21 protein-coding genes and 1 pseudogene are annotated in these 23,994 nt (G+C 56.2%); 8 read left to right on the top strand and 14 right to left on the bottom strand.

The genetic code is table 11. From position 1 onward, the window contains the following. Positions 1 to 66 precede the first annotated feature (66 nt). The 5 genes from FHX14_RS26365 (at position 67) to FHX14_RS26345 (ending at position 4,768) form a co-directional block, all read left to right on the top strand. Complete coding sequence (locus FHX14_RS26365) at positions 67 to 666, top strand: VOC family protein (RefSeq protein WP_184379758.1); 600 nt, start codon at positions 67 to 69, stop codon at positions 664 to 666. A 49-nt stretch (positions 667 to 715) separates the two neighbouring features. Continuing rightward, complete coding sequence (locus FHX14_RS26360) at positions 716 to 1,129, top strand: acyl-CoA thioesterase (protein ID WP_130815668.1); 414 nt, start codon at positions 716 to 718, stop codon at positions 1,127 to 1,129. A gap of 442 nt (positions 1,130 to 1,571) precedes the next feature. Then, the gene (locus FHX14_RS26355) at positions 1,572 to 2,030 is read left to right on the top strand and encodes a tripartite tricarboxylate transporter TctB family protein (RefSeq protein ID WP_130815667.1); all 459 of its coding nucleotides are present in this window, start codon (positions 1,572 to 1,574) and stop codon (positions 2,028 to 2,030) included. 12 nt (positions 2,031 to 2,042) lie between these two features. After that, positions 2,043 to 3,545 (top strand): tripartite tricarboxylate transporter permease, encoded by a 1,503-nt coding sequence (locus tag FHX14_RS26350; RefSeq protein WP_168275262.1) that lies wholly within the window; start codon positions 2,043 to 2,045, stop codon positions 3,543 to 3,545. A gap of 239 nt (positions 3,546 to 3,784) precedes the next feature. After that, complete coding sequence (locus FHX14_RS26345) at positions 3,785 to 4,768, top strand: tripartite tricarboxylate transporter substrate binding protein (protein ID WP_184379756.1); 984 nt, start codon at positions 3,785 to 3,787, stop codon at positions 4,766 to 4,768. Positions 4,769 to 4,863: 95 nt separating this feature from the next. Here the strand turns inward: FHX14_RS26345 and FHX14_RS26340 are convergent, their stop codons facing one another. The 4 genes from FHX14_RS26340 to FHX14_RS26325 all read right to left on the bottom strand — a co-directional run bounded on the left by FHX14_RS26340 (position 4,864) and on the right by FHX14_RS26325 (position 7,714). Further along, positions 4,864 to 5,106, bottom strand: coding sequence for a hypothetical protein (locus FHX14_RS26340; RefSeq protein WP_184379754.1), 243 nt, complete (start codon positions 5,104 to 5,106; stop codon positions 4,864 to 4,866). 254 nt (positions 5,107 to 5,360) lie between these two features. Further along, the gene (locus FHX14_RS26335; RefSeq protein WP_184379750.1) at positions 5,361 to 7,016 is read right to left on the bottom strand and encodes an IS66 family transposase; all 1,656 of its coding nucleotides are present in this window, start codon (positions 7,014 to 7,016) and stop codon (positions 5,361 to 5,363) included. A gap of 45 nt (positions 7,017 to 7,061) precedes the next feature. Further along, positions 7,062 to 7,373, bottom strand: coding sequence for an IS66 family insertion sequence element accessory protein TnpB (gene tnpB, locus FHX14_RS26330; protein WP_184379748.1), 312 nt, complete (start codon positions 7,371 to 7,373; stop codon positions 7,062 to 7,064). Then, complete coding sequence (locus FHX14_RS26325; RefSeq protein WP_163856647.1) at positions 7,370 to 7,714, bottom strand: transposase; 345 nt, start codon at positions 7,712 to 7,714, stop codon at positions 7,370 to 7,372. Before FHX14_RS26325 ends, tnpB begins: the two co-directional genes overlap by 4 nt. 145 nt (positions 7,715 to 7,859) lie before the next feature. Here FHX14_RS26325 and FHX14_RS26320 point away from each other — a divergent pair. Next, positions 7,860 to 8,166 (top strand): annotated as a pseudogene (locus FHX14_RS26320) (transposase domain-containing protein); the annotation flags it as partial. Here the strand turns inward: FHX14_RS26320 and FHX14_RS26315 are convergent. The 10 genes from FHX14_RS26315 to FHX14_RS26270 all read right to left on the bottom strand — a co-directional run bounded on the left by FHX14_RS26315 (position 8,163) and on the right by FHX14_RS26270 (position 20,983). Continuing rightward, complete coding sequence (locus tag FHX14_RS26315; protein ID WP_184379746.1) at positions 8,163 to 8,522, bottom strand: hypothetical protein; 360 nt, start codon at positions 8,520 to 8,522, stop codon at positions 8,163 to 8,165. The pseudogene FHX14_RS26320 and the gene FHX14_RS26315 sit on opposite strands and share 4 nt — an antisense overlap. Positions 8,523 to 8,756: 234 nt before the next feature. Continuing rightward, the gene (locus tag FHX14_RS26310; protein ID WP_184379744.1) at positions 8,757 to 9,725 is read right to left on the bottom strand and encodes a tripartite tricarboxylate transporter substrate binding protein; all 969 of its coding nucleotides are present in this window, start codon (positions 9,723 to 9,725) and stop codon (positions 8,757 to 8,759) included. 61 nt (positions 9,726 to 9,786) lie between these two features. Beyond that, a complete protein-coding gene (locus FHX14_RS26305) occupies positions 9,787 to 10,644 on the bottom strand; it encodes a MaoC/PaaZ C-terminal domain-containing protein (protein WP_184379742.1) in 858 nt (285 codons plus the stop codon). Between the two features lie 2 nt (positions 10,645 to 10,646). Continuing rightward, positions 10,647 to 11,897 (bottom strand): thiolase family protein, encoded by a 1,251-nt coding sequence (locus tag FHX14_RS26300; protein WP_130815663.1) that lies wholly within the window; start codon positions 11,895 to 11,897, stop codon positions 10,647 to 10,649. 13 nt (positions 11,898 to 11,910) lie between these two features. Further along, positions 11,911 to 12,657: an SDR family NAD(P)-dependent oxidoreductase gene (locus tag FHX14_RS26295; protein ID WP_130815662.1), complete on the bottom strand. Its 747-nt coding sequence runs from the start codon at positions 12,655 to 12,657 to the stop codon at positions 11,911 to 11,913. An 11-nt stretch (positions 12,658 to 12,668) separates the two neighbouring features. After that, complete coding sequence (locus FHX14_RS26290) at positions 12,669 to 14,795, bottom strand: acetate--CoA ligase family protein (protein ID WP_210301143.1); 2,127 nt, start codon at positions 14,793 to 14,795, stop codon at positions 12,669 to 12,671. Between the two features lie 215 nt (positions 14,796 to 15,010). After that, positions 15,011 to 16,471, bottom strand: a complete 1,461-nt coding sequence (locus FHX14_RS26285; RefSeq protein ID WP_130815660.1) for an NAD-dependent succinate-semialdehyde dehydrogenase — start codon at positions 16,469 to 16,471, stop codon at positions 15,011 to 15,013. 13 nt (positions 16,472 to 16,484) lie between these two features. Then, positions 16,485 to 18,311 carry a thiamine pyrophosphate-binding protein gene (locus tag FHX14_RS26280; RefSeq protein WP_184379738.1) on the bottom strand — a complete coding sequence of 609 codons (1,827 nt, stop codon included), beginning with the start codon at positions 18,309 to 18,311 and terminating at the stop codon, positions 16,485 to 16,487. A 56-nt stretch (positions 18,312 to 18,367) separates the two neighbouring features. Beyond that, complete coding sequence (locus tag FHX14_RS26275; RefSeq protein WP_184379736.1) at positions 18,368 to 19,735, bottom strand: MmgE/PrpD family protein; 1,368 nt, start codon at positions 19,733 to 19,735, stop codon at positions 18,368 to 18,370. 462 nt (positions 19,736 to 20,197) lie between these two features. Further along, a complete protein-coding gene (locus FHX14_RS26270) occupies positions 20,198 to 20,983 on the bottom strand; it encodes an enoyl-CoA hydratase-related protein (protein ID WP_130815657.1) in 786 nt (261 codons plus the stop codon). 411 nt (positions 20,984 to 21,394) lie between these two features. Here FHX14_RS26270 and FHX14_RS26265 point away from each other — a divergent pair, with 411 nt between their 5' ends. Beyond that, positions 21,395 to 22,810 (top strand): MmgE/PrpD family protein, encoded by a 1,416-nt coding sequence (locus FHX14_RS26265; protein WP_130815656.1) that lies wholly within the window; start codon positions 21,395 to 21,397, stop codon positions 22,808 to 22,810. Between the two features lie 241 nt (positions 22,811 to 23,051). Continuing rightward, positions 23,052 to 23,921, top strand: a complete 870-nt coding sequence (locus FHX14_RS26260) for an IclR family transcriptional regulator (RefSeq protein WP_130815655.1) — start codon at positions 23,052 to 23,054, stop codon at positions 23,919 to 23,921. Positions 23,922 to 23,994 lie beyond the last annotated feature (73 nt).

Genomic DNA, 23,994 nt, shown 5'->3' with positions numbered 1-23,994 from the left:
CGGAAACAGCATTTCTGACAACGGCTTGGCGAGGAACAATTTGCATCCGCCGAACAGGAGAGACCCATGATCCCAACCTCCGAGATTTCATTGCTTGGTCAGGTACTTGGCAGAAATATGCAGATCTCCTATGTGGTTGCCGATTTAGACGCAACTCTCCGCTTTTGGACGGAACAGCTAGGTGCGGGGCCGTTCGTCGTAATCGAAAACGCGGCGGACGATAGGATAATCAACTATCGCGGCCACAAGACATCCGTAAAAATGTCGATTGCCTTTACATATGTTGGAGCCGTCCAGATCGAACTGATAGCGGCAACTTGCTTAGATGCGTCGCCGTGGACGGATTTTCTCCACAGTGGCCGCGAAGGTTTGCACCACCTGGGATTTTGGCCAGACGATTACGAGAAATCGTGCGTTTGCCTTGAGGAAATGGGGTTCAACCAGGAATGCACCATTGAGACTACGGCAGGTTTGATTAGCTCCCAGTATTTCAGTGGACCGTCCCATTTCGGCGTCGCCATCGAACTCGCTCCAAACTCATATGCGCGTAATCGGTATTTCGAAGGGATCAAGCACCTCGCGACGGCTTGGGATGGTAGCCGCCCGGTGCGGCGATACAAAACACGCGAAGACTACTTGGCCTCAAATGACTGCAAGGTGCCTTAGGGGGTACCGAAACAGGCCAAACTTAGACGCCATAAAGTAAGGGTTCTTCATGACGGACGAGAACAAGAGTAGCGAAGCGGTGATCCGCGCCATTGCAATGCCTGCTGATACCAATCCAGCGGGTGACATCTTTGGCGGATGGTTGATGGCTCAGATGGACCTGGCAGCTGGCAATATGGCTGCTCGTGTGGCGCGCGGTCGCACTGCAACTGTCGCGGTGGAGGCGATGTCATTTATTAGGCCTGTGAGGGTCGGAGACGAGGTATCCTTGTACGCCCGCCTTCTCTCGACAGGTCGGACCTCGATGCGAATTTTTGTGGAGGCTTGGCGTCGTGATCGATACGCCGATGAACGCGAACAGGTCACGCACGCGACGTTCACGTTTGTCGCCCTTGATAGTGCAGGGCTACCGCGACCATTGGGGCTCAATGGGGGCAGCGGCAATTCCGCCGGTACGTCTTGATATCACTCGGTTGGCACAAAGCCCGGCGCCCATGTCTCGGCGCTAGGACTGTCGAGTGCTTGCTACTCGCTTCCTAACCGTCGACGCTGGCAAACACAGATTTGGTCCGTGCAAGCCGTGAGTGTCGACTTGCTCCCGAGCTATAGAGCGGGCCGGGAGATGCTCGAAGTTCACCAATGATCCGCAGGTTACTTGCGTCGCTCCTGCGAAAGTGTCACACTGTGGGATAAATTACACGACGGCTCACGCGGCTCGCGGCGAAGATTCAATGAGCAAAAATGATCGTCGTCGAATAGCGCGCCCACGAGAGGTCGACGTAACAGAGGGGGCAGTCGCCATCGATATCTGGTGTTGGAGCTCCTCTGGGCTGCCGACTTCGAGATCTACAGAGTCGTCTGGCGTCGAAGAGCTGTTGGCGACAGACAAATGGGAGGACTGAACAGTGGAATTCTCGCGCGTCTTATCGAAGGACCTAGTAGCCGGTTTGGTGTTCGTCACGATCGGGCTAGGGTTCTTGTGGGGTGGCCTTGATTATCGAGTCGGGACAGTTAGCGAGATGGGGCCAGGCTTCTTTCCCGTGTCGCTTGCGATCTTACTGATCGCCCTTGGCGCAGTCGTCGCTCTAAAATCGCTCACGGGCGTTCGAGAGAGCTTAGAAAGTGTCAACCTTCGTGGCATCGTTTTCGTAATAGGTGCGACCGCTCTTTTCGGCATTTTGATCCGACCGGCTGGAATGTTGATCGCGGTATTCGTTTTGACGGCGCTAGGTGCATTCGCAAGTATGCAATTTCGCGCCAGAAATGCGGTACTTCTGGCAGTCGGTCTTACAGTGTTTTGCCTGGTGATCTTCAATTGGGGGCTGGGAATGCCCTTTCCGGTCCTCGGCTATTGGCTGCAGTAGGAGGAAGAGACCTTGGAACTTTTAACCAACCTTTCCATCGGGTTCGAAGCGGTTCTTACGCCCGCGAACTTGCTCTACTGTTTTTTGGGTGTTTTTCTCGGCACTCTGATCGGCGTACTCCCCGGCTTGGGCCCGATGCCAACAATTGCAATGCTGTTGCCGGTCACCTTTGCACTCTCGCCGGTCACCGCGCTGATCATGCTTTCCGGAATATATTACGGCGCGCAGTATGGTGGCTCGACCACCGCGATATTGATCAACCTTCCCGGAGAGTCTTCGTCTGTTGTCACGGCGTTGGACGGATACCAAATGGCACGAAAGGGGCGAGCTGGAACAGCGCTCGCGACAGCAGCACTCGGATCCTTCTTTGCAGGCACTGTCGCGACTTTCATCCTCGTACTCGTTGCAACGCCTCTAGCGCATATGGCTTTGAAATTCGGCCCGACCGAATATTTTTCGATGATGGTTCTCGGCCTTATTGCATCTTGCGTTCTGGCTCGCGGGTCGCTGGTCAAGGCGATCGCGATGATCGTGGTTGGTTTGCTCCTTGGCCTGGTAGGGACCGACGTTTCGTCGGGCGCGCTTCGCTATACCTTGGGACTTCCCGATCTGGAAGATGGTATCGATCTTGTCATCGTTGCGATGGGGATGTTCGGCTTGAGCGAAATTATCCGGAACCTTGAGCACGAAGCAACACGCGAAACATTGGTTACGAAGGTGGAGGGGTTAAGACTAGGCCGCAAAGACTTGAAGCGCATCATCATGCCCGTGATTCGGGGAACTGCCTTGGGTTCATTGTTGGGTGTGTTGCCGGGCGGCGGGGCTATGTTGTCGTCTTTCGCCTCCTATGCGCTTGAAAAGAAAATGTCAAAACATCCGGAAGAATTTGGCCATGGCGCAATTGAGGGCGTTGCAGGCCCTGAAAGTGCCAATAATGCCGGCGCGCAGACCTCGTTTATTCCTATGTTGACTTTGGGCATTCCGTCTAACCCTCTCATGGCACTCATGATGGGTGCGCTTATCATTCAAGGAATTCAGCCGGGTCCCGCTGTGATGGTTGAGCAACCCGAGTTGTTTTGGGGCGTCATCGTGTCGATGTGGATCGGCAATATGTTTCTCGTGGTGCTTAACCTTCCGCTGATTGGAATTTGGGTGCGGCTGCTTACCGTGCCCTACCACTTGCTCTTTCCGGCCGTCTTGGTGTTTTGCGGAATCGGCGTCTACAGTCTTGGAAATTCGAGCTTCGATATTGGCACACTGGCGCTCTTTGGGTTGGTCGGTTACCTGTTCGCAAAGCTTGATTGCGAACCCGCGCCGCTGATTTTAGGGTTCATGCTCGGACCCATGATGGAAGAGAACTTGCGCCGCGCAATGTTGCTGGCCCATGGTGATCCGATGGTTTTTGTCGAACGACCGATTAGTGCAACCTTACTGGCCCTGGCACTTGGCTCGGTATTCTTGATTGCCGTCCCGTCAATGCGGAAAACCCGTGAAGTGGCTTTCGAGGATGAATAATCGCGAAGGCCGCTCTGTGATGGGCCTGTCGACTAGCAAAGGTGGCACGGGCTTTTGCTGCCTTGTAGCGATTTCAGCGCCCGCTTGGGAAGAAATAATTAGGTTTAAGAGAGACATATCTGGCTGAAAACCTGAGCCGGTTGATCGCAGTTATTGATCGATCTCATAATACGGGATAAATTTGCAACATTGGCAGTCGTGTTCCAGGGAGGAGCCGAGCCAAATCGGAGGAAGCACAAATGAGAATTCCACCAAGAACAAGAATCATTGCATCATCTCTGGCGATGTTGGGCCTAATAGCCGCCGCAGAGGCCCCGGTTTCCGCTCAGGAGTTTCCTGATAGAGCAATCGAAATTATTGTGCCGTTGTCGGCCGGGGGGGTAAGCGACATAGCTGTGCGCAAGCTCGCACCCTCCATGAGCAAAACCTTGGGAGCGCCTGTTGTAATCGAAAATCAGCCCGGTGCGGGCGCGACACTCGGAACGGGTGCTGCTGCAAAAGCCACACCAGACGGGTACACGGTGGCGCTTGCCGCAGCGTCGTCTTTCTCAATCAACCCGCATCTTCGCAAGAATCTGCCTTATGATCCGATCAAAAGCTTCGAGCCAGTGTGCCGTATCGGAGGCTCCCCCAGTGTCTTAGTAGCTCATCCTTCCCTGGGGGTAAAAAGTGTCCAGGAACTCATTGAGAAGGCAAAAGACGGCAATTTGTCATTCGCATCGTCGGGGCCAGGCACGCCGAGCCATTTGGCTCAGGAGTTGTTGAAGGCCCGCACGAACGTTCAATTCCTGCACGTACCTTACCGCGGTACTTCGCAATCCGTAACAGATGCCATCGGCGGTCATGTCCAGTTGCTGTTCGAATCGCCGGGGGCCATCTCGGGCGCTGTTCGCACGAAAGAGCTCATTGGTCTAGGTATTTTGAGCCCGAAGCGCTTGCCCGCTTTGCCCGATGTTCCAACCTTTGAAGAGCTCGGTTTCGAGGGCATGGAGCTCATTGGTTGGATTGGACTGGTCGTTCCCGCCGGCACGCCCACAGAAGTCATCGATAAGCTCGAAAAAGCCTGCCACGATGCTGTTTTCTCGCCCGGCTTTCAAAAGCTCGCCGACGAGCAAGGCCTTTTGGTGGCCTACGCGCCGCGCGAGGAATTCCGCAAGCATATCGCGAGCGAACTGAATAAGTGGGGCGAGTTGGTTCAACGTTCGGGATTAAAGCCTGAATGACCTAGCTGGTGATGTCCGCCGAGGATCGCCAATCCTCGGCGGACGCTTTTTTCTGCATTCTCGCCCTAAAAATAAGTTTGCTGTGGGGCCTAATCTCAGTGCTGGTACACGCAAAAGTTCTTCCGTGCACTTCGTGGAATCGGTAACGCGCCATCGCAAGCGACTTCAAAAAGCTCAACACCGGCTGGCACGGTGACAAGAAGGTCGCGACCGGCAAACGCCATGAACAGAATGTAGTCGAGACCGCGTGCTGCACGAAAGTCGGGATTCTCGATCTGTGCTTCATGAAGCAGCTTGGCAGCCCTCGCTCGGGCCTCTAAGCGCTTCTGGCGGCGCATTGTAGTTTTTCGTTCGAAGCAGCACGATAAGGCCATCTCCATGCTCGAGGCCGCCCGCTCTGGATTGTTCGTGGAGCTCCTGGAAGGCTGCGGTGACACTATAAAGGCCGAGTTCCGACAGTCTGCACGCCATTCCCAATACTCTTCCCGCTTCCAGCAAGCCGAAGAACTTGTCTCAACTGTCTCACGATCAGCCTTCTCTTTGCGAATCAAAACCTCCTCGTTCATCGTATGCATCCGGTGAGGGCCGCAGGTTAGGCTGCTTGAGCGTTAAGTCCGTGTGGCTGCCAATTCCACGGGAGTAATTGCTCCAGCTTACTGATTGGCGTGTCGGCGATGCGGGCCAGGACGTCAGCAAGCCAAGCCTGGGGATCGATGTCGTTGAGCTTGGCACTCATGATCAGCGTCACTATCAAGGCAGCACGATCAGCGCCGCGATCCGATCCGGCGAAGAGCCATGACTTCCTTCCAAGTGCAAAACCCCTGAGCGCGCGCTCGGCGGCATTGTTCGTGAGACAAATCCGGCCGTCGTCGAGGAACGACACGAAGCCGTTCCAGCGCTTCAGCATGTAGTCGATCGGCTCTGCGACCGGAGAACTGCGCGACAGTTTTGCCCGCTCGGTTTGAAGCCAGCGGTGCAGTTCGCCGACAAGCGGCAGACTGTGCTTGCGACGGCGCTCCAGGCGTTCCGCTGCGGCAAGCCCGTTGATCTCACGCTCGATGTCGAACAGCGCATCGATCCGTTTGACGGCTTCCAGCGCCATAGGCGAGATCGGCGCGGCGCGGCTGCCGCGTTTGGCATTCGTGGCGATGTCGGCCAGCACGAAGAACTTGCGCCTCGCGTGCGACCAGCAGAGCGCCTGCGTCAGCGGCCCCGGATCGCGGTCTACCTTGAACAGCGGATTGTAGCCGCCATAGGCATCAGCCTGCAGAATGCCGGTGAAGGTCTTCAAGTGGCGCTCGGGATGCTCTTGTCGTCGATCTCGCGAAGCATAGTAGAGAGCCGCCGGCGGCGATTGCCCGCCAAACGGCCGGTCATCTCGGACATAGGTCCAGATGCGACCCGTATCGGTCTTTCCCTTCGCCAGGATCGGCACTGTGGTGTCGTCGCCATGCAGCCGCTCGGCAGCCAGGACATGCGCTTCCATCAACGAATGGAGTGGCTTCAGCGCCGCGGCGCAAGCGCCGACCTGATCTGCCAACGTCGACAGGCTGAGGTCGATACCCTCTCGGGCATAGCGCTCGCTCTGGCGGTTCAGCGGTTGATGCTGCGCGAACTTCTCAAACAGGATCATCGCCAGAAGGCTGGGCCCGGCAAAGCCCCGCGGCGTCACATGGAAAGGAGCTGGTGGCTGGGTGATCTTCTCGCATTCGCGGCAGGTGAACTTCTCCCGCACCGTTTGGATCACCTTCCACTGACGCGGGATGACCTCCAGGGTCTCGGTGATGTCTTCGCCCAGCTTCGACAGCTTGCCCGAACCGCAACAAGGGCAGGTCGCCGGGGCCGCGATAACGACACGCTCGCGCGGCAGATGTTCAGGGAATGGTTTCCGTGATGGACGCTTGCGCTCGAAAGCCCTGACCGTCGAGGCTTTGGCCGCAACCTCTGCCGCCAGTTCGTCTTCGCCAGCGTCAGCCTCCAGCTCCTCGAGCTGCAGTTCCATCTGTTCGAGGAGTCGCGCCTTGCGTTCTGACCGGCTGCCGTAAAGTTCGCGGCGAACCTTCTCGATCTCCAGCTTCAACCGCGCGATCAGCGCTTCGGAATGCGACACGAGCGCCTTTGCGCTGGCGGCTTGCGCCTTGGCGGTCGCTGCCTCTGCCTCGGCAGCGATACGCCGGGCACGCTCCTCGGCCAGCAGTGCAAGCGCACTGGCAAGGTCGTCCGGAAGCTCATCAGTCGCGTCGCTCATGGCAGGATGGAATCATATTCGAGTCCGCCATTCCAGTGCTTTTGCTCATCCTGCCGATGTTGGCCGCCAGGTCTTTTGCGGCATCCGCCAGTCTATGCCTTCGAGCAGATAACCGAGCTGGGCCGGTGTGATCACCACCGTGCCGTCATCGGCTGACGGCCATGGAATAGAGGCAGCCCCTGATCCATCCCACCAGACGATCTTGACCCGGTCTGCCCGTTTCGCCCGGAAGACATAAAGCGAGCCGTTGAACGGATCACTGCCGGCGTCGCGCACGAGCGACAGCAAACTGTCCGGCCCTTTGCGGAAGTCGATGGGATGACTGGCGAGGAATACCTTTACACCCGCTGGGATCATGCCGAACGAACCGCCCGGATCACGCGCTGCATATGCGCCTCGTCGACATGCCGGCCCACCCGCACGACGATATTGCCAATGATGATTTCCACGACGGGGTCGGATACAACGCTCTGTGGATCCACTGTCGCTGCAGCTTGCCCAAGCTCATCACTCCCCGACAGTTCTCTGCGCCAGCGATAGAGCTGAGACGGAAGGATCCCGATTTGCCGCGCAATTGCCGAGACGTTCACACCCGGCTGACAGGCTTGCTCGACCGCTGTGGCCTTGAACTCGTCAGACCAGAACCGCCGCAACTGTCGCGGCGAGCCGTCAAGACGATCGGGCACCGCCTCGATCATCCGCATCAATCCAAGGCTAGCCGCAGGCCTAGACATAGATCCTCACATTCAGAGAAGTCGTATGTCCGAAATACCCTGCCCAGCATCAGCAGCGCCAGATGGGGTCTCCTTGCCGCTTACCGATAACCTCAAACGCTTGCCACACAAATCCGGGACAGCTGAGGCAATCCGCTACGCGGTTTCCCGATCGCTTTGTCGTTTCATTGATGACGGCAGTATCGAGATGGACAACAATGCCGCTGAAAGGGCCATGACGCAAGAATTGGCTGTTCGTCGGATCAGAAAAAGGCGGAGAACGGGCCGCCGCCATCCTGTCACTGATCGAAACCGCAAAGCTCAATGGTCTCGATCCAGAGGCCTATCTGCGGGACATCCTTACCCGCATCGCCGATCATCCCATCAACAGAATCGATGAGCCATTGCCATGGAACACCGCAGCTAACCGAATCTAACCAGGAAAGCGCTGGTCGCAACGTCGGGCAAAATTGATTACGAGCGCGGCGTCTTTCTCAGCGATAGCGGCCAAGGAATCTACGTGCTTCTGCATGTAGGCTTCTGCATCGCTTTTAGGTCGATGAGATTGTTCGAAAATGCCTTCAGCCTGGATAGCTAGGTTATCGAATTTTGTTTGGTAATCTCCGGCTTTGTTGGCATCTCCGGCTTCCTGATAGACCTTAGCCATGATCGCAAAGGCCGCTCCACACTGGAAAGGATGCTCGTTTGTATTCGGTCCAAGCTCCGCCGGACCCTGGCCGTAACTCGGCGTTGCCAGAGTCCCGATCAAAAGCAAAACAATCGCACGCACCACAAGCTCAACCTCTTCACGCCGGAGCTGTTATCGTAGCATTACAGGCTCGGGAAACGCCATCATGCACTTGGAAAACCAGTTAACCGGACGCTTACGTTCGACTTGCGCTTGGTGATTTGCATATATCTGAATTCATCCACATCCAGTGTGAATGCTCGGATGTCGCATTTCGCAGCCATGTGGCCGCTGCCAACGGCAACGACCGGCCAAGTTTTTGATTGTTGAAGGTTGGATCTACTGTGGTTTGACGCCAGACAAACGAACGAGCTCTCCCCATTTTTTCAGCTGGCTGATGATGTTATCACGGAACTCTGCAGCTGGCGCATAGGATATGACATAACCGTTAGCCTTAGCGAAAGTAAGAAATTCCGGTGCCGACACCGCGTGCTCGCATGCTTTGGATAACCGCGCAATGATCGTTTCAGGCGTGCCGGCCGGCACAACCAGTCCGTTCCAACCAAGCAAATCCAGGTCAGGAATGCCCAATTCTTTAAATGTGGGTACATTTGGCAACGCCGGGAGTCGATTGGGGCTTGTGACGCCCAATGCGATAAGTTGTCCGGCGCGGATGGCGCCGAGTAGGGGACCTGCCGTTTCGAACAGCGCTTGTGAGTGGCCTCCGATCGTATCAGTAACAGCCTGGGACGTGCCGCGATATGGAACGTGCAGAAACTGTACTTTCACGCGGGCTTTCAGGAGCTCCTGTGCTAAGTGTGACGGTGTGCCATTGCCACCTGAGGCAAAAGAAACCGGATCGGTCTTAGCTTTGGCGAGTAGTTCAGGCAGTGATTTAACATTCAGCGATGGGTTCACTACCAAGACGCTGGGTGCTCCGCCAATTCGACAGACTGGCTCGAAATTTGTCAAAGGATCGTATGGAAGATTCTTTTGCAGGTGCGGGTTGATGGAAAACGATCCTGCAGCGGCGAGCGCCAGCGTGGAGCCGTCTGCGGCTGCTCTCCTAGCCTCTGCCATTCCAACGGTTCCACCAGCGCCTGGTTTGTTCTCGATAACAACCGGCACGCCTAGCGAAGCACTCAATTCTGGCGCCAACACTCGAACTGCGATATCTCCGAGACCGCCGGGTGATTGAGGAACGATCACCTGCACGGACCGCGATGGATAATCCTCTGCCCAGACGGGAGCCCGCGCGACCATTGCGGAAAGCAACGCCATACTTACCACGACAAGTTTAGATCTCATTTCGATTCCTCCCTCACGCGAGCGGCCGGGTGAGCGAGTACCCGCCTCGCTCGCCCACTCGTCAGTTGCATCGCATCAGACCGTTGTCGAGAATGATCTCGTCGCGCTCGACACAGCGAGCGCGAAAGGAACCATCGGCCCAGGCCTCGATCCGAACTGTCTCTCCCGGATAAATGGGCGCCGAAAACCTCATCTCGATGGATTTGAGACGTGACGGATCATCCTTTGCAAGAAGGCGCATTAACACCTGGGTGGCTATACCGGCAACGCACATGCCATGAAGAATAGGTCGTTGGAAGCCGGACTTGCGCGCCATTTCAGGATCGGCATGCAGCGCAAAGAGATCGCCGTTGAGCCGGTATAGCAGTGCTTGGTCTGGACCTGTTGGAACATCAATGAACCACGCCGGCTCAATGCTCGGCAATTGATGGGGCGGTGGAAGTGGGTCGGTATCACCGCCGAAGCCCCCTTGTCCTCGCAAGACATGGATCTGCTTGAGGGTCGCGTAGAGCTCGCCCGTGGCTGTATCAATGATGTCGCGCTCGGACACGATCATACCATGCTTGCCCTCGCCCCGGTCTATAAGCTGGGTAATACGCGTCTTTCCTGTAACGTCGCCCTTTGTCGGCAGCGGCCGATGCCACACCAGCGATTGAGTGCCATGAAGGATGCGGGTTGGGTCAATGGTAGTATCGGGACGCACAAGCCAAAACCCCGGGTAACCAAGTACGAGCGCCATTGACGGCAGTACGAGCTGCCCGGTGCCCCTATTCGGGTCTACGAATGCCAGGCGACGCTCGTCGAGGGGATCCAATCCCAAGCCGACGGAAAGCGCGTAGAACGCGCAATCCTTTGGAGTATAGGTCTGATGAATATCCTCGACAGTGTAGGCGAGAAGTTGCTTTGCATCGATGCTCATGATCAGCCCCCCGCCGGGGCCTCAAAGAGCGACACCACGCACGCCGCTTCTTCGAACCCGTAGAAGCCGCCTCCGTTTTCGCAAAGGCCGATACGGGCACCTTCCACTTGACGCTTACCTGCCTCTCCTCGAAGTTGGGTAACGATTTCGTTGACTTGGATCGCACCCGTGGCCCCGATGGGGTGACCTTTTGAAAGCAGTCCCCCCGACACATTTATAGGCAAACGCCCTCCAAGGCGAGTGGCGCCACTCTCAGCGAGTGGCCCACCTTCGCCGTAGGCGGCAAAGCCGCAATGTTCACTTTGCATAATTTCGGCGAACGCCGTCGCATCATGCAGTTCGGCAACAGAAACGTCCTCAGGTCCCAGCCCAGCAATTTGGTAAGCGCGATTTGCGGCGGTACGGGTCAAGTGTTTGTCTATCTCTTCTGGCTTTCGGTTGCTGCCACTGCTAACGGCGACAGCCCGAATTCCCACCGCGCGCCTGCGATCGAAACGGTCCAATACTCGATCCGACGCGATGACCAAAGCGGCTGCACCATCACTCATCGGTGCACACATTGCTCGCGTCATCGGATAGGAAATCAACTTGTCCGCTAATACCTCTCCTCGGGTCATCGGCGTCCGATACTGCGCAAGCTCGTTCCATTGGGAATGCCAATGGTTCTTTGCCGCGACCTCGGCTATCTGATCTTCTGTGGTACCAAATCGGTGCATGTGATAGCGCGCCATCGCTGAATAGATATCCATAAAAACAGAACGCTGGCCGGCCTGCGCTAGAGCTTTTTCTGGTAGAGGCAGTTCCTCGCCCAGCGCCAGAAGCGCCTCCATCTGGCTATCAAAGAGTTCGATGTCCGAACTGCCTTTGAAGGCTTCGAACATCTGCTGTTCCTTGTCGCGGAAATTCATTTTCTCCGCGCCCACCACGAGAACGACATCGTGAATTCCAGCCCGAACTGCCGCCCATGCTTGAGCAAGGCCGGAGCTCGAGCTGGCACACGCGTTGTCGGTGTTGAAGATCGGAATATTCTCGAAACCATAGGAGCGCAGTACAGTCTGCCCGCGAATGTTGTGCTGGCCCTGCAAGACGCCGAGCCGCGTGTTGCAAAACCACGCTCCCTCGATGGCTCCAAGTTCAACTCCAGCATCGGCAAGCGCCGTGTCGATGGCTCGCGCCGAAAGCTGCTTGACGCTCTGATCCCAGTGCTTGCCCAGCGGCGTCATTCCAATACCGACGATATAAGCTTCTGTCATTTTCTCTATCCTGTTAGTAGCGCCCGCCGGTAACGTGTAGTACGTCGCCGCTGATATAGCTCGCGCGTTCGGATGCCAGGAAGGCGACGGCGTCTGCAACGTCCTCGGCTTCGCCGACACGTGGGATGGGGGTCGTTTTCTCGGCGTTTTCGCGAATTTTGTCCCAGTGAGGTAGTGAGCGGATCATTTCCGTATTAATGATGCCCGGTGCTACAGCATTCACCGTAATGAAATTGCGACCCGCCTCTAGCGACATTGCCCTCGTGAAGCCGATGATGCCGGCTTTTGCGGCTGAGTAGTTCGCCTGGCCCGGATTTCCCAAATGGGCCCGCGACGATATATTGATGATACGCCCCCATTTTTGCTCGTTCATGTACGGCAGGACAGCTTTGGTGCAGTGGAATGACCCTTTCAAGATCACGTCGACAACGATGTCCCAGTCGGCATCCGTCATCTTCGTAATGCGCATATCGCGCGTCAGTCCAGCATTGTTGACGAGAATGTGCACCGCCCCGAATGTAGAGACGGTCTGCTCCACCATCGCCACAACTTCCGCCTCGTAAACCACGTTGGCCCGAACCGCCAGAGCGTTGCCGCCCTCGCTTCGAAGCGCCTCAACCTGAGCTTCGGCGGCTTCAAAATTAATATCGGCAACAACAACGTTTGCGCCTTCAGCAATCAGCCGGGAGGCAATGGCCGCGCCAATTCCGCTGCCGGCGCCTGTGACGATTGCTGTCTTTCTGGCCAAACCAGTTTCCATTTTAATCTCCTCTAGTGTGCGTGCGGCGAACGCGGCCCACCGTTCGTTTCTGTGTTGGTTAGTACAATCAAGCCATCGACGGCGACGACACCTTCACCCTCAGGCTTTACGAAAAGAGGGTTGATTTCTGCGTCAGCGATGCTTGCGATCGACGCGAGATGGGACATCGACACAACTGCTTGAGCAAGCGCATCACAGTCCCCACGGGGCAGCCCCCTATAACCGCGGATAACAGCAAGGCCCTTGACCTCGTCGATCATCGATCGGGCCTCCTCGAGCGTTGTTGGGGCCATCCTGATCGCTGCGTCCTTGTAAACCTCCGCAAGAATGCCGCCGACGCCTAAAACAACAATTGGGCCGACCTCCGGGTCGCGCCGGAAACCCAGAATGACTTCGGCCAAACCCCCACGTTCCATCTGTTGGACCAAGATCCCGTCGATCTTAGCCTCCGGGTGCTTTGAACCGACACCTTTCAGGATTGCCTTGGCGGCTTCTGGAAGTGCGGCCGCGTCTTTGATGCCGAGTACCACTCCACCCGCATCGGTCTTATGAGGGACGTCTGCGGACAGGACCTTGGCGACAACGGGAAATTTCAGCCCGATCGTGTCGTCGACCGAGTGAATTACCTGCGTGGGGGCGGTCGCGACGCCGATCTCCTTGAATACCTTTCCCGCGTCAACTTCATTTGGACTGCGGCCTTCCAAGGCATCGATCGTGCGTTGCACGGCCGCGACTAACTTTTGATCAGGGACCGGTCGAACGATAGGTGTAGACCATTTAGACCAGGCATTAACGGCGTCGGCGCAGGTTTCAGGCGTGCGAAATCCGGCAATACCGGCTTCAGCCAACTGATCGAGCCCAACCCTTGCGTGCGGTGCTATGAAGACTGCAAGTGGCTTACCGTTTTTGTCGGCTTCGACCAGTGGTCCGACGGTGATCTCCGGCTGAAACTGTGCCGAGCTCCCAGCAATCGCGACAAGCAAATCGCAATGATCCGAGCCCAGCAGCGCGCCTGCAACCGCGCTGTAAACTTCGGTCCTGGTTCCAGCCAGAGTCAGATCGGTCAGGCGACCTGTGGGGATGTTTATTCCTTTCAGAGCAAGCTTTTCCACTACCGTCTCGCTTGGGGGGACAACGTCGACGCCGAGGGTTCCTAGGCGATCGACGACAGTCGCGGCGCCTCCCCCCGTGGTGGTCATCACGGCCACGCGGTGTTGTTTGCAGGGGCGTTGGCCACGCAGCATGATTGGTAGCTCGAACAACGTTTCGAGGCAGTCGACACGGAGAATGCCATTGTCGCGGAAGAATGCGTTTGCGACTTCGTCACCGCCTGCCATGGCGCCGGTATGCGAGGCGGCCAGGTCTCTTCCTACATCGGAACGCCCGAGTTTGTAGGCGATAATGGGCTTACCGGCCTCGACGGCGCGTCGGGCAGCTTGTGCCAAGCGCGGGGCCATGCGAAATGTTTCAAGAAATAGAAGAATCGCGCCTGTCTCAGGGTCTTCGACAAGCCATTCTGAAATTTCCCCGACCGAGAGATCGCACTCATTGCCTATCGATACGATTCTCGAGAAACCGACGCCGCGGCCAAGGCCACGGGACATCAGCCCGCCGGTCATACTTCCCGATTGCGAAATTATTGCCAAGGGGCCAGGGACGATATCGAGTTTCTCAACAGCGGCGTTGATAGACAAAGCAACGGACGGCTTACTACTGTAAATACCGCTACAGTTTGGTCCGAGTAACCGCACACCACCATTTCGCGCTGTGGTCACAATTTCCTCTTGGAGCCGACGCCCGTCATCGCCGGTTTCGGCGAATCCATCTGTAAAAATGGTCGCGACCGCAACCCCTTTTTCGGCACACTGTGCAATAGCGTCTGCGACCGCGTTGCGTGGCACCATTATGAACGCATGGTCAACTTTACCTGGTACGTCCAATACGGACGGGTATGCCTTGTCCCCACCAACCTCATCACGATTTGGGTTGATAGGGATGATCGTGCCCTGATAGCCGTGCTTGCGCAATGTCCTTTGCGGCCGCGACGTATGTTTGGATTGGTCCCCGGAGGCACCGATAAGCGCAATGGTGGTTGGTGCGAACAGTGCTTCGAACTGCCGCTTGTCCTGTGGGTTCACAGTGGCTCCTCCTCTATGTCCTCGTTGCCCGGCAAGCGTGAAAGCAACACGCGCAAGCATCTCTCAATTCTCAAAAGATATGTCATATTGTGGGATGCTACGCGATCCCGTCTGCGGTCGAGCGTCCGACACAGGTCCTAGAGACTTGAGGCTTCCCAACGCCTGGATCAGCCAATGCGTCCGGTTTAGGGGCGCATGTCGGCTTATCGCTTCGATCAGATCCCGGCCATACAGATGTATTTCACTTCCATATAGTCTTCGATGCCATAGTGGGACCCTTCCCGTCCGACTCCCGATTCCTTGATACCGCCAAAGGGGACCGCCTCGTTGGCCATCAGCCCTATATTCACGCCGACCATTCCAGTTTCCAGCGCCTCCGCAACACGCCAGATCCGTCCAATGTCCCGGCTGTAAAAGTATGATGCAAGCCCAAGTTCCGTGTCGTTTGCGGCTTTGATCAACTCGTCTTCGTCGTGAAAGCGGAAGATGGATGCGAGGGGACCAAAAGTCTCTTCGCTTGCTACTTTCATAGAAGCATTGGCTTCGCCAATCACTGTCGGCTCGAAGAATGTTCCTCCAAGGGCGTGTCGCTTCCCCCCTGCAAGAAGTTGAGCACCCTTCGCTAGCGCGTCGGCGATATGGTCCTCTGTTTTGCGTACTCCGCCAATGTCATGGACCGGCCCGAACGTGACATCCGGCTCGACGCCGTTTCCAACCTTCAACTTTGCGACTTCGGCGAGAAACTTCGACACGAAGGCGTCGTAAACGCTGTCGTGAATATAGAACCTGTTTGTGCCGACGCAGGCTTGGCCCGAGTTGCGGAATTTGGAACCCATGGCGCCTGTTACAGCTGCGTCGATGTCCGCATCTTCGAACACAATGAACGGAGCATTACCCCCCAGTTCGAGGGCGAGTTTCTTGATCGTTCCTGCGGACTGGGCCATCAAGGCACGGCCGACTTGCGTCGAGCCGGTGAAGGAGATCTTTCGCACAATCGGGTTGGATGTAAATTCCGCTCCTATGTCTCGTGATCCTCCTGTCACGACGCTGAATACACCCGGCGGAATTCCAGCGCGCGCTGCCAAATGCGCCAGGGCAAGGGCAGTAAATGGTGTCGTGCTTGCGGGCCTTACGACGATGGTGCAGCCCGCAGCAAGAGCTGCGCCGGCCTTGCGAGTGATAATCGTATTTGGAAAGTTCCATGGAGTGATCGCGACGCAAACACCGATAGGCTGTTTGATTACGACGACTCGCCGGTCCTGGGCTGGCGTTGGGATCGTTTCGCCATAGGTTCGCCGCGCTTCTTCGGCAAACCATTCAATAAATGCGGCACCCCCAACGACTTCGCTTTTCGCCTCCGCAAGGGTTTTTCCCTGCTCGGAGGTCAAAATTAGGGCCAGGTCATCGGCGTTGTCGATAATCAAGTCGAACCACTTGCGAAGCAAACGCCCGCGTTCCTTTGCAAGCGTCTTTCGCCAGGTGGACAGCGCTATGTCTGCACCTTCGATCGCTCTACGCGCCTCGGCGGCACCCATCATCGGTACGGTTCCGACAGGTTGTCCTGTCGCGGGATTATTCACCGCAATGGTGCCACCGCTGTCTGCGTCGATCCATTCTCCATTCACAAACGCTTGGGAGCGTAGCAACTGTGGGTCTTTGAGATTTAAGCCGTCCATAGTCAAAACCTCACTAGCTTTCGTTCTTTTCGAATGTCGGCATGACAAAGCCTTTGGCTGCTTCTGGGCCAGTAACCGGACCTGGGGTCCAAGTTTCGTTCCAATTCTTCGGGTATGGATACCAGGCAGAACGGTATTGTGGGGTTTCGATTTCAGTCGCAACACTGATTACCGTGGGCTGTCCACTCGCCAAGGCGGTCTCGAATGCCTGCTTGAAGTCCTCAGCTTTGTCGACCCGCACGCCGACGCAGCCCATTCCTTCAGCCATTTTGACGAAATCCGGTCCCCACAGCTCTTCCTCATCCTTCTTTCGATAGTCGCAAAGGGATTCACGGCCGTAGATTTTCAGCATCGCCTCGCGTTCGATCTGCAAGGATTTGTTGTCGAAGACGATGGCAATAACGGGCAATTTTTGCTCAACTGCCGTCAGCATGACAGTGGCGCGCATAATGAAAGCACCATCGCCCAATAGTGCAATCGCTGGCTTGCCCCCACTTGCCATGCTGGCGCCGATGGCGGCTGACGCGCTCCACCCCATGCGATGCATGAAACTGCTGTGGTAGATGTTGCGCGAAGAAGCCCGCAAGAACCCAGGACCAAAGCTGAGCATGTGGCCCGTATCGAAAGTGAGGATAGCGTCAGGGCACCTCTCTTCGACGACTTGGCTGACATCCTCGCACACCCGGGCATAGTGGAGAGGAGAGATGTTCGAAGTGCGAAGGGGCTCTACCGCTTCATTGAACGCGATACGTTCGCGACCGAGTTCGGCCGTCCAGGCGGCCTTCTCCGCGACCCCTGAGGCTTTCGCTTCCTTGGTCAACGCCTCCAGAGCTAGTCGTGCGTCCGAGTTAAGAGCGACCTCGGTCGGATAAGCGCGCCCTAGCTCATTCTCATCGATATCGATGTGGATCAGCTTTGCGTTTCCAGGAATGTCGAATAAGGTCCAGCCGCCCGAGTCAATGTCCGTAAAGTGTGTGCCGACCCCAATGATAAGGTCAGAACGTCTTGCAAGGTGATTCCCATGCAATGTCCCAGCTCGCCCGACTGTACCAGCCGATAGTCTATGTGTCTCAGGGAAGGCAGCCTTCCCGGCCGAAGTCGCGACGACCGGGGTGCCTGTCGCCTCGGCGAAATCCAGGAGCGCCTGATGCGCGCCGCTGTTAGCGATACCGCTACCGAAAACGACGAGTGGTCGCTCGGCGGACTTCAGAAGCTCGACTGCAACGGTCACACCCTCTGGATCTGGGCCTGGGCGGCGTACACGCATGTAAGGGCGGGGGTCAGGAAGGCTATCTTCTGGAATCAATGCATGCTGGATATCGAAAGGAATGGCCATGACAACTGGACCCGGACGCCCCGTGAGTGCAGTTTTATAGGCGCGCAGGAACATATCGATGCAGGTGTCGGGTCGCGTCGCCATGACTGATCTTTTGCACATCGGCCTGATGGCGCCGGAAAAATCCTCAGGGCCTTGTCGATAAGCCTCCTCGATTCCGCCGCGGTCGAACCAATGTGTTGCACCTACACCGACCAGGACCAGCATAGCGATAGATTCGTAGAAGGCGGTGGCGACAGCCGGCATGATGTTGGCATTGCCGGGACCGACGCTTGTGGTCACAATTGGCAGCGGGCCGCCGCGCTTGTAGCGCCAATAGCCGTCTGCCAACTCCACTGCCTGATCTTCCATGCGGGCGCCGATGCAGCTAATCTTGGTGTCATAGACCAGGGCATCGAGCAGCCCCCAGTTTCCATGGCCATTCAACCCGTAGACGAATTCCGTGCCCATTTGTTCGAGCAATTTCGCGATCGCCTGTGAGACGGTGATCATTTTCTTTTCCATGGATATGTCCTCCTCATGTGTTCGTTTTGTCCCGCGCGGCGCGGGTCACTGGGTATTTAATCTTGGAATATGGTGGTGCAGGTCGGAAGTGCGTGTGCCGAAGGTAGCTTCTCTATCTGTTGAAGAAGATCGAACAGCTCGAACGCTTGCGCATTAGTGTGTGTCTGTTGCGTGCACTCGCGAAACTTGCCCCACAGCTCATCGTGCGTGAGTGGCTCGGCGGCATAGCCCGGGATCGTGGCGATCGGGCCACTCTCGATGATCTCTCCGCTCTTCAGCTTCATGACCACCGATTCCGTTGGTGAAAAAACCGGATCCCGCGGATCGAATGCTTCGACCGCTTTCAGCTTCACTTTCGGGTAGAAGGCTTGCATATCCGGTCGTTGCACAACCTCGTCGGCGATTTCCGGAACACCAAATTTGCCGAGGATGACGGCCGCAGCGATTCCAAACTGCCCGCTGAACTGAGCTTGGTACTGATTCTTTGGTTGATTATGAACAAGTACGGTCACTTGACCGCGTCCCATTTCGACTTCGACCGATTCCACCTCATCGGGATCAATTTTTCGGTCTCCGAGCATCTTAAGAGTGCCTTCGAACGAGCGATGCATAAAGAAACAGCTTGGATGCATCTTGAACTGCAGCTTGTAGCGCGGCAGGTACCATTCTTTTCCCAGCTGCGAGGGAGAGTCCCGATCAGGCGTTCCGCCCGACGAAAAGGCGGTTAGAAAGCCTTGCTCATTTTCAAGCGCATCTGCTCCACCCGTCATGCCGGCTTCTGCAAGGCGCGCTGCGATGACGCCGCTCCTCGATGCCATGCCTGAATGATAGCCCTTGGTCATGGAGCCAAAGTTCGAAAATAGGCCGCCAGAGTGGCTGGCCGCTATAGCGACAGCCATCTGCGCCTTTTCGGCCGATAGTTTTCGCAAAACCGCACAGGCTGAAGCCGTGGCTAGGGGACCGAGCAGAGCGGTCGGATGCCAACCGGCTTGGTGATACGATTTGTTGCGCCGCCAAACCTCGCACCACACCTCGTAGCCGGCAACGAACGCTGTGACCATCTCCTCGCCCGTGGATCCGAGGACTTCAGCCTCGGCAAGAATTGCCGGGATGATCACGCCTCCGGGATGGCCCGACATCGTCTGGCACCCATAGTCCAGTGCGTGCGCGATAGCTCCAGCCAAAAGTGCCGCGTCGGGTCCGGCCACCAGCCTTGTCGAAAGACAGGCGCGGGATTCTTGCCGGCCTGACGGTTCCACCAACGTCTTGCGCAGGATGACAGATAAGCGCTGATCTACGCCGGCCATAACAACGCCGACCGTATCTGCAAACGCGTCCCTTACGACTTGTATCGTATCGGGGGGCAGGTGCTCAAACCTGATATTTGCGAGGAAGCGGCCCACGTCTGCAGTAAGTTCTACCATCTCGGATTCTCTCTTTCACACGACGATCCAAGCCCGGCCCCGTGTTGTCCTCAGTCAAATACAAGCCGGAAATGACTTGCCCCATGCCAGCGCGATCGCGCCATTCTCCGTGGTTCTGGACTTCCGTGGGAAGGCTTCGGCAAACTAACTCATCTATCATTCTGACGGCGTAAGTTAATCCCATATATTGACATTAATTGGTATCAGGCGGTGTTTGTCAAGCGCTTTCGCGGTAAAAGAAGCCCCATCATGTGCCAAGCGTGACAAAGTTGAGCGTCGCAAGGGTGCAACAGGTCGAAATTTGGGAGGGGTTTCATACCGACGCGCGCAAGTTGACTTCGAGCACCGTATGTGGCGAAGCTAGCTTTTAAAAACTGACACGGATCTGCCCAGATTCAGGTGCTTGGACGCGTAGCCCTACCGGTTGCCAGGTCTTTTCCGACCATGAACAAGTTTGACAATTCAGTGTCCTGAAAACTCCGGAGTCCGCTTTTCCATAAACGCGCGCATACCTTCGGATTGGTCCTGCGAATCAAAGAGAACCTGAAATGCCTTGCGCTCGAGAAGCAGCGCGGTCTCTAGCGACGCATCGCCCCCGATTTGCATAACCTCCTTGATCGCCTTTATCGCAAGCGGCGGCATAGCGACAATTTTGTCGGCGAGGTCGAGCGCGCCCTGCAGTGCGCTACCGTCACTTGTAACGAGTGACAGAAAGCCCATGGAAAAGGCTTCGCGTGCACCAATATGCTCTCCTGTCAGAACCATGCGCATGGTGAGGTACTTACCAATAGTTCTCAGTAGACGCTGTGTGCCACCAGCTCCAGGCATGACACCCACACGAACTTCCGGCAAGGCAAACTTGGCCCCCTCTCCTGCCACGATCATATCGCACGCCAGTGCAATCTCGCAGCCGCCTCCAAGCGCAAAACCTTCAACAGCAGCGATTAGCGGCTTTGAGCATCGGCGCATCACCGTGAAAACGCGATCAGTGACAAGGATGGTATGGTCCGTCGGTGTCATCGAGGCCATCTCGCCCAGATCTGTCCCTGCCACGAAACATTTATTTGCACCGGTCAGTACAATGACGCGCACCGCGGGATCGTGATCCAGGGTCTCCAGTATTTCCGCGAGCCTAGTTTTGATTTCGAAATTCAATGCGTTTCGACGGTCTGGCCGATTAATTGTGACGAGAAACACACCGCTCGCCGTTTCCTTCATCAGCACAACGTCGGTTCCAATCTCAGTCATGGAGTTTTCCTTTGCGTTATGTGGCGCGCGCACCGTCAAGGCAGATCGGATGAGCAATTATGCGAACGGTCAGTCGTGTTACCGAGGGGCCACCCAACATGACCATGTAAACTAGTCCGACATTGTGAGATAATTGTCAATGTGGGAGAGCGCGTCTCACTCCGCAAACGCTGGAGTCGGCAAATGAGTTTCCGCTCAAGTTAAAGAAAAGCATGACCCGTGTGGACATAAACGTGACAACCGCAGAAATGCTATCAGCATTCCGTTCTCGATGTATTGCATAATCCCGTATGACAGGATAATTTGCCGAAAACCGCGCGCTGCAGCTGTGACTGTTCGTTTACGACTGCGGTTAAGCCTTTCACACGCCCGGCGAAGAGGCGTGCCAGCCGCCCAATCTAGAGGAACGAAATGCCCCATCAACCCGAGACCAGCAGTGACCTTGAAATGGCAGTTGCGAAGTTCGTAGTCGACTTTAAATGGTCGGATATCGAGCCATCGTCCCAGGCTGCTGTAAAGGCACTCCTGAAGGACCAGTTCGCGCTACAGGTCGGGGCGGTAGACTTGCCGTGGTCTCGCGATGCCAGACGCTTTTTGAGCAAGCCTCGCTCGGGAACCTCGACGGTTGTTTCTGAAGAACAAACAATCGATGCAGCAGATGCTGCCTATATCAATGCTACATATGGCCATGGCTTCGAATACGACGACGTAGCAAGCAATGGTCATCCAGGATGTTGCGTTATTCCCACCGCGATTGCGGTGGGTGAGGAGGTGGGAGCGACGCTCGGCGAGGTCGTCGAGGCCATCGTGACGGGCTATGAGGTGTACGCGCGGCTGGGCCGCCTTGCTGCTCCGGACCTCGTCAATGCGGGTTGGCACGCACATTCAGTGCTGGCGAATTTCGGAGCCGCGGCAGTTGCAGCAAAACTGCATCGACTCAAAGCGGATGAGGTCCGGCACGCGATGGCCATTGCGCTCAGCCATGCGTCTGGAACAACCGAGTACACGAAAAGTGGTGGGTCTATCAAACGTGTGCATGCTGGCATCGCGGTACGCAACGGCATCGAAGCCGTCAATCTTGCACGTGTGGGTATTACTGGACCACGACGGTATCTGACCGGGCCGAAAGGCTTCTTTCTAAACTTCATTCGTCGGCCGGTAGTCGAATCCGCTGCGGTTGAAGCATTCCAGTCCGTGAGGAATCAACGACTAAAGGACATCTGGCTCAAGGCCTATTGCTGCTGTGGCGCTCATCATGCCTATATCGACGCGATGAACAGTCTTCGTCACCGCGTTAGCGAGATCGAATCTGTTGACGCTATTGTCCAGGCAATGACCCGCACCCTTGGCGACAATCCGCAAGCGCAAGAGAATGGTACGACCAACATTGAAGAACTGCAGTTCAGTCTCGCCCTGCAGATGGCACTTGCCGCGCTGGGAAAAGGCAACGGTTACGCAACGCACCGGGCCTTTCTTGATGGTGCATTCGAACTTCGCGGCGATACAGACGTCGTGGCTTTCGCGCGACGCGTTCGCGTCATTCACTCGCCAGAACTCGATGAGCGCTATCCTTTTAATTTCGTCGGAGAAGTTACTGTGACCTACAAGGGTGGCACCAAGCAAAGTATCTTCATGGAGGGCGCGAAGGGGATGCCAAATAATCCCTTTACCGAAAAAGAACATCGCGCGAAACTAGACGAACTGACTCAAGACGTCATGGGCGCAGGGCGTGCGGCTGAGCTTTTTGATCTTATCGATCTCCTTGACCCAGAAACCCCGATCTCGTCTTTAACGCGTTTGCTGCGATTTACCCCGGCATTGTCCTAGCGTTTTGGGAGCTGGTCGGAGATTGTCGATGAATGATATGGAATTGTCTTTTCCTGGCGCACCCCTAGTTGTGCGCGGCCTCAAGGTACGGAAAGACAATGGAAAAGTACAGAGATTTGCCAGTTCGCGCGTCTGGGGTTCTGGACAGACCCGTGGATTTTCTAATAATGTGACACTCTTTATACTAGCAGAAAACTTTCGGCAGAAGCCGCGAGAACCGTTTTCCTAAGATCCGAGTGCAATGGCGAAAACCCCATCTAATCCCCTCGCGAACCGCCCCTCAGCAGTTCCATCGAAACAGAGCGCCAAGGCTGCCACCGACGACATGGGATCGAACAGTCTCGTGCGAATGCTCAGCCTTTTAGATCTTTTCACGGCTGCTGCACCAGCTTGGTCCAGCGATGCTCTAATCCTTGCGTTGGGAACATCGCGATCCACGGGCTATCGCTACATTAAGGCGCTGGCTGATATCGGAATGCTGGCGCCTGTAGCAAATGGTTATTACACGCTAGGACCTCGAATTATTGAGCTGGATCTTCAGATTCGGCATTGTGATCCTCTCTATAAGGCCGCTGGTCCGGTGCTTAAGAAAATGGCGAGTGAATCAGCACTTTCGGCGATTTTGTGCGCCTTGTTCAGTGGCTCGGTGCTCTGCGTCAGGGAGGAACTTGCTCCAGATAGCCCTGCGCACTTGTTTTCAAGGGGCCAGCGGCGGCCGCTCTTTCGAGGCGCCGCGTCGAAAATCATTCTGGCGCATTTGGGTCCTCATCAACTGCGCAGCATCTACGCCAAGCACAAAGGAACAATCGCAACCTCGGGACTTGGGGCAGATTGGGACTCTTTTCGAGAGAACCTGGCGGAGATTAGACGAGCCGGCTTTGCCAAGTCGGTTGGCGAGTTTAATCCTGATGTGATTGGTATTGCAGCGCCAATTTTCAATAAAGCGGGGCAAATTTTGGGTAGTATCGGCGTTGCTGGAGCCGAATCGAAGTTTAACCGGGACGATGTCGAACGCGTTGTCGCGATCGTAAAGGACGCTGGTCGGCAAGTCACTGATCGCGTTGGTGTCATCGCGGTTGGAACCGACCGGCCGGCGCGTGCAGTAGGCTAGTATCCTTAGCTCTTTTATGTCGCACTGGCGGAATCGCGCTAACCGGCGCTGCTCAGCCCAACGAAGTGGCTTT

This window comes from Rhizobium sp. BK619 (genome assembly GCF_014195245.1).
GTDB lineage: Bacteria > Pseudomonadota > Alphaproteobacteria > Rhizobiales > Rhizobiaceae > Rhizobium > Rhizobium acidisoli.
Note: the sequence above shows the minus strand (reverse complement) of the source record. Positions and strands in the feature narration are given on the sequence as shown.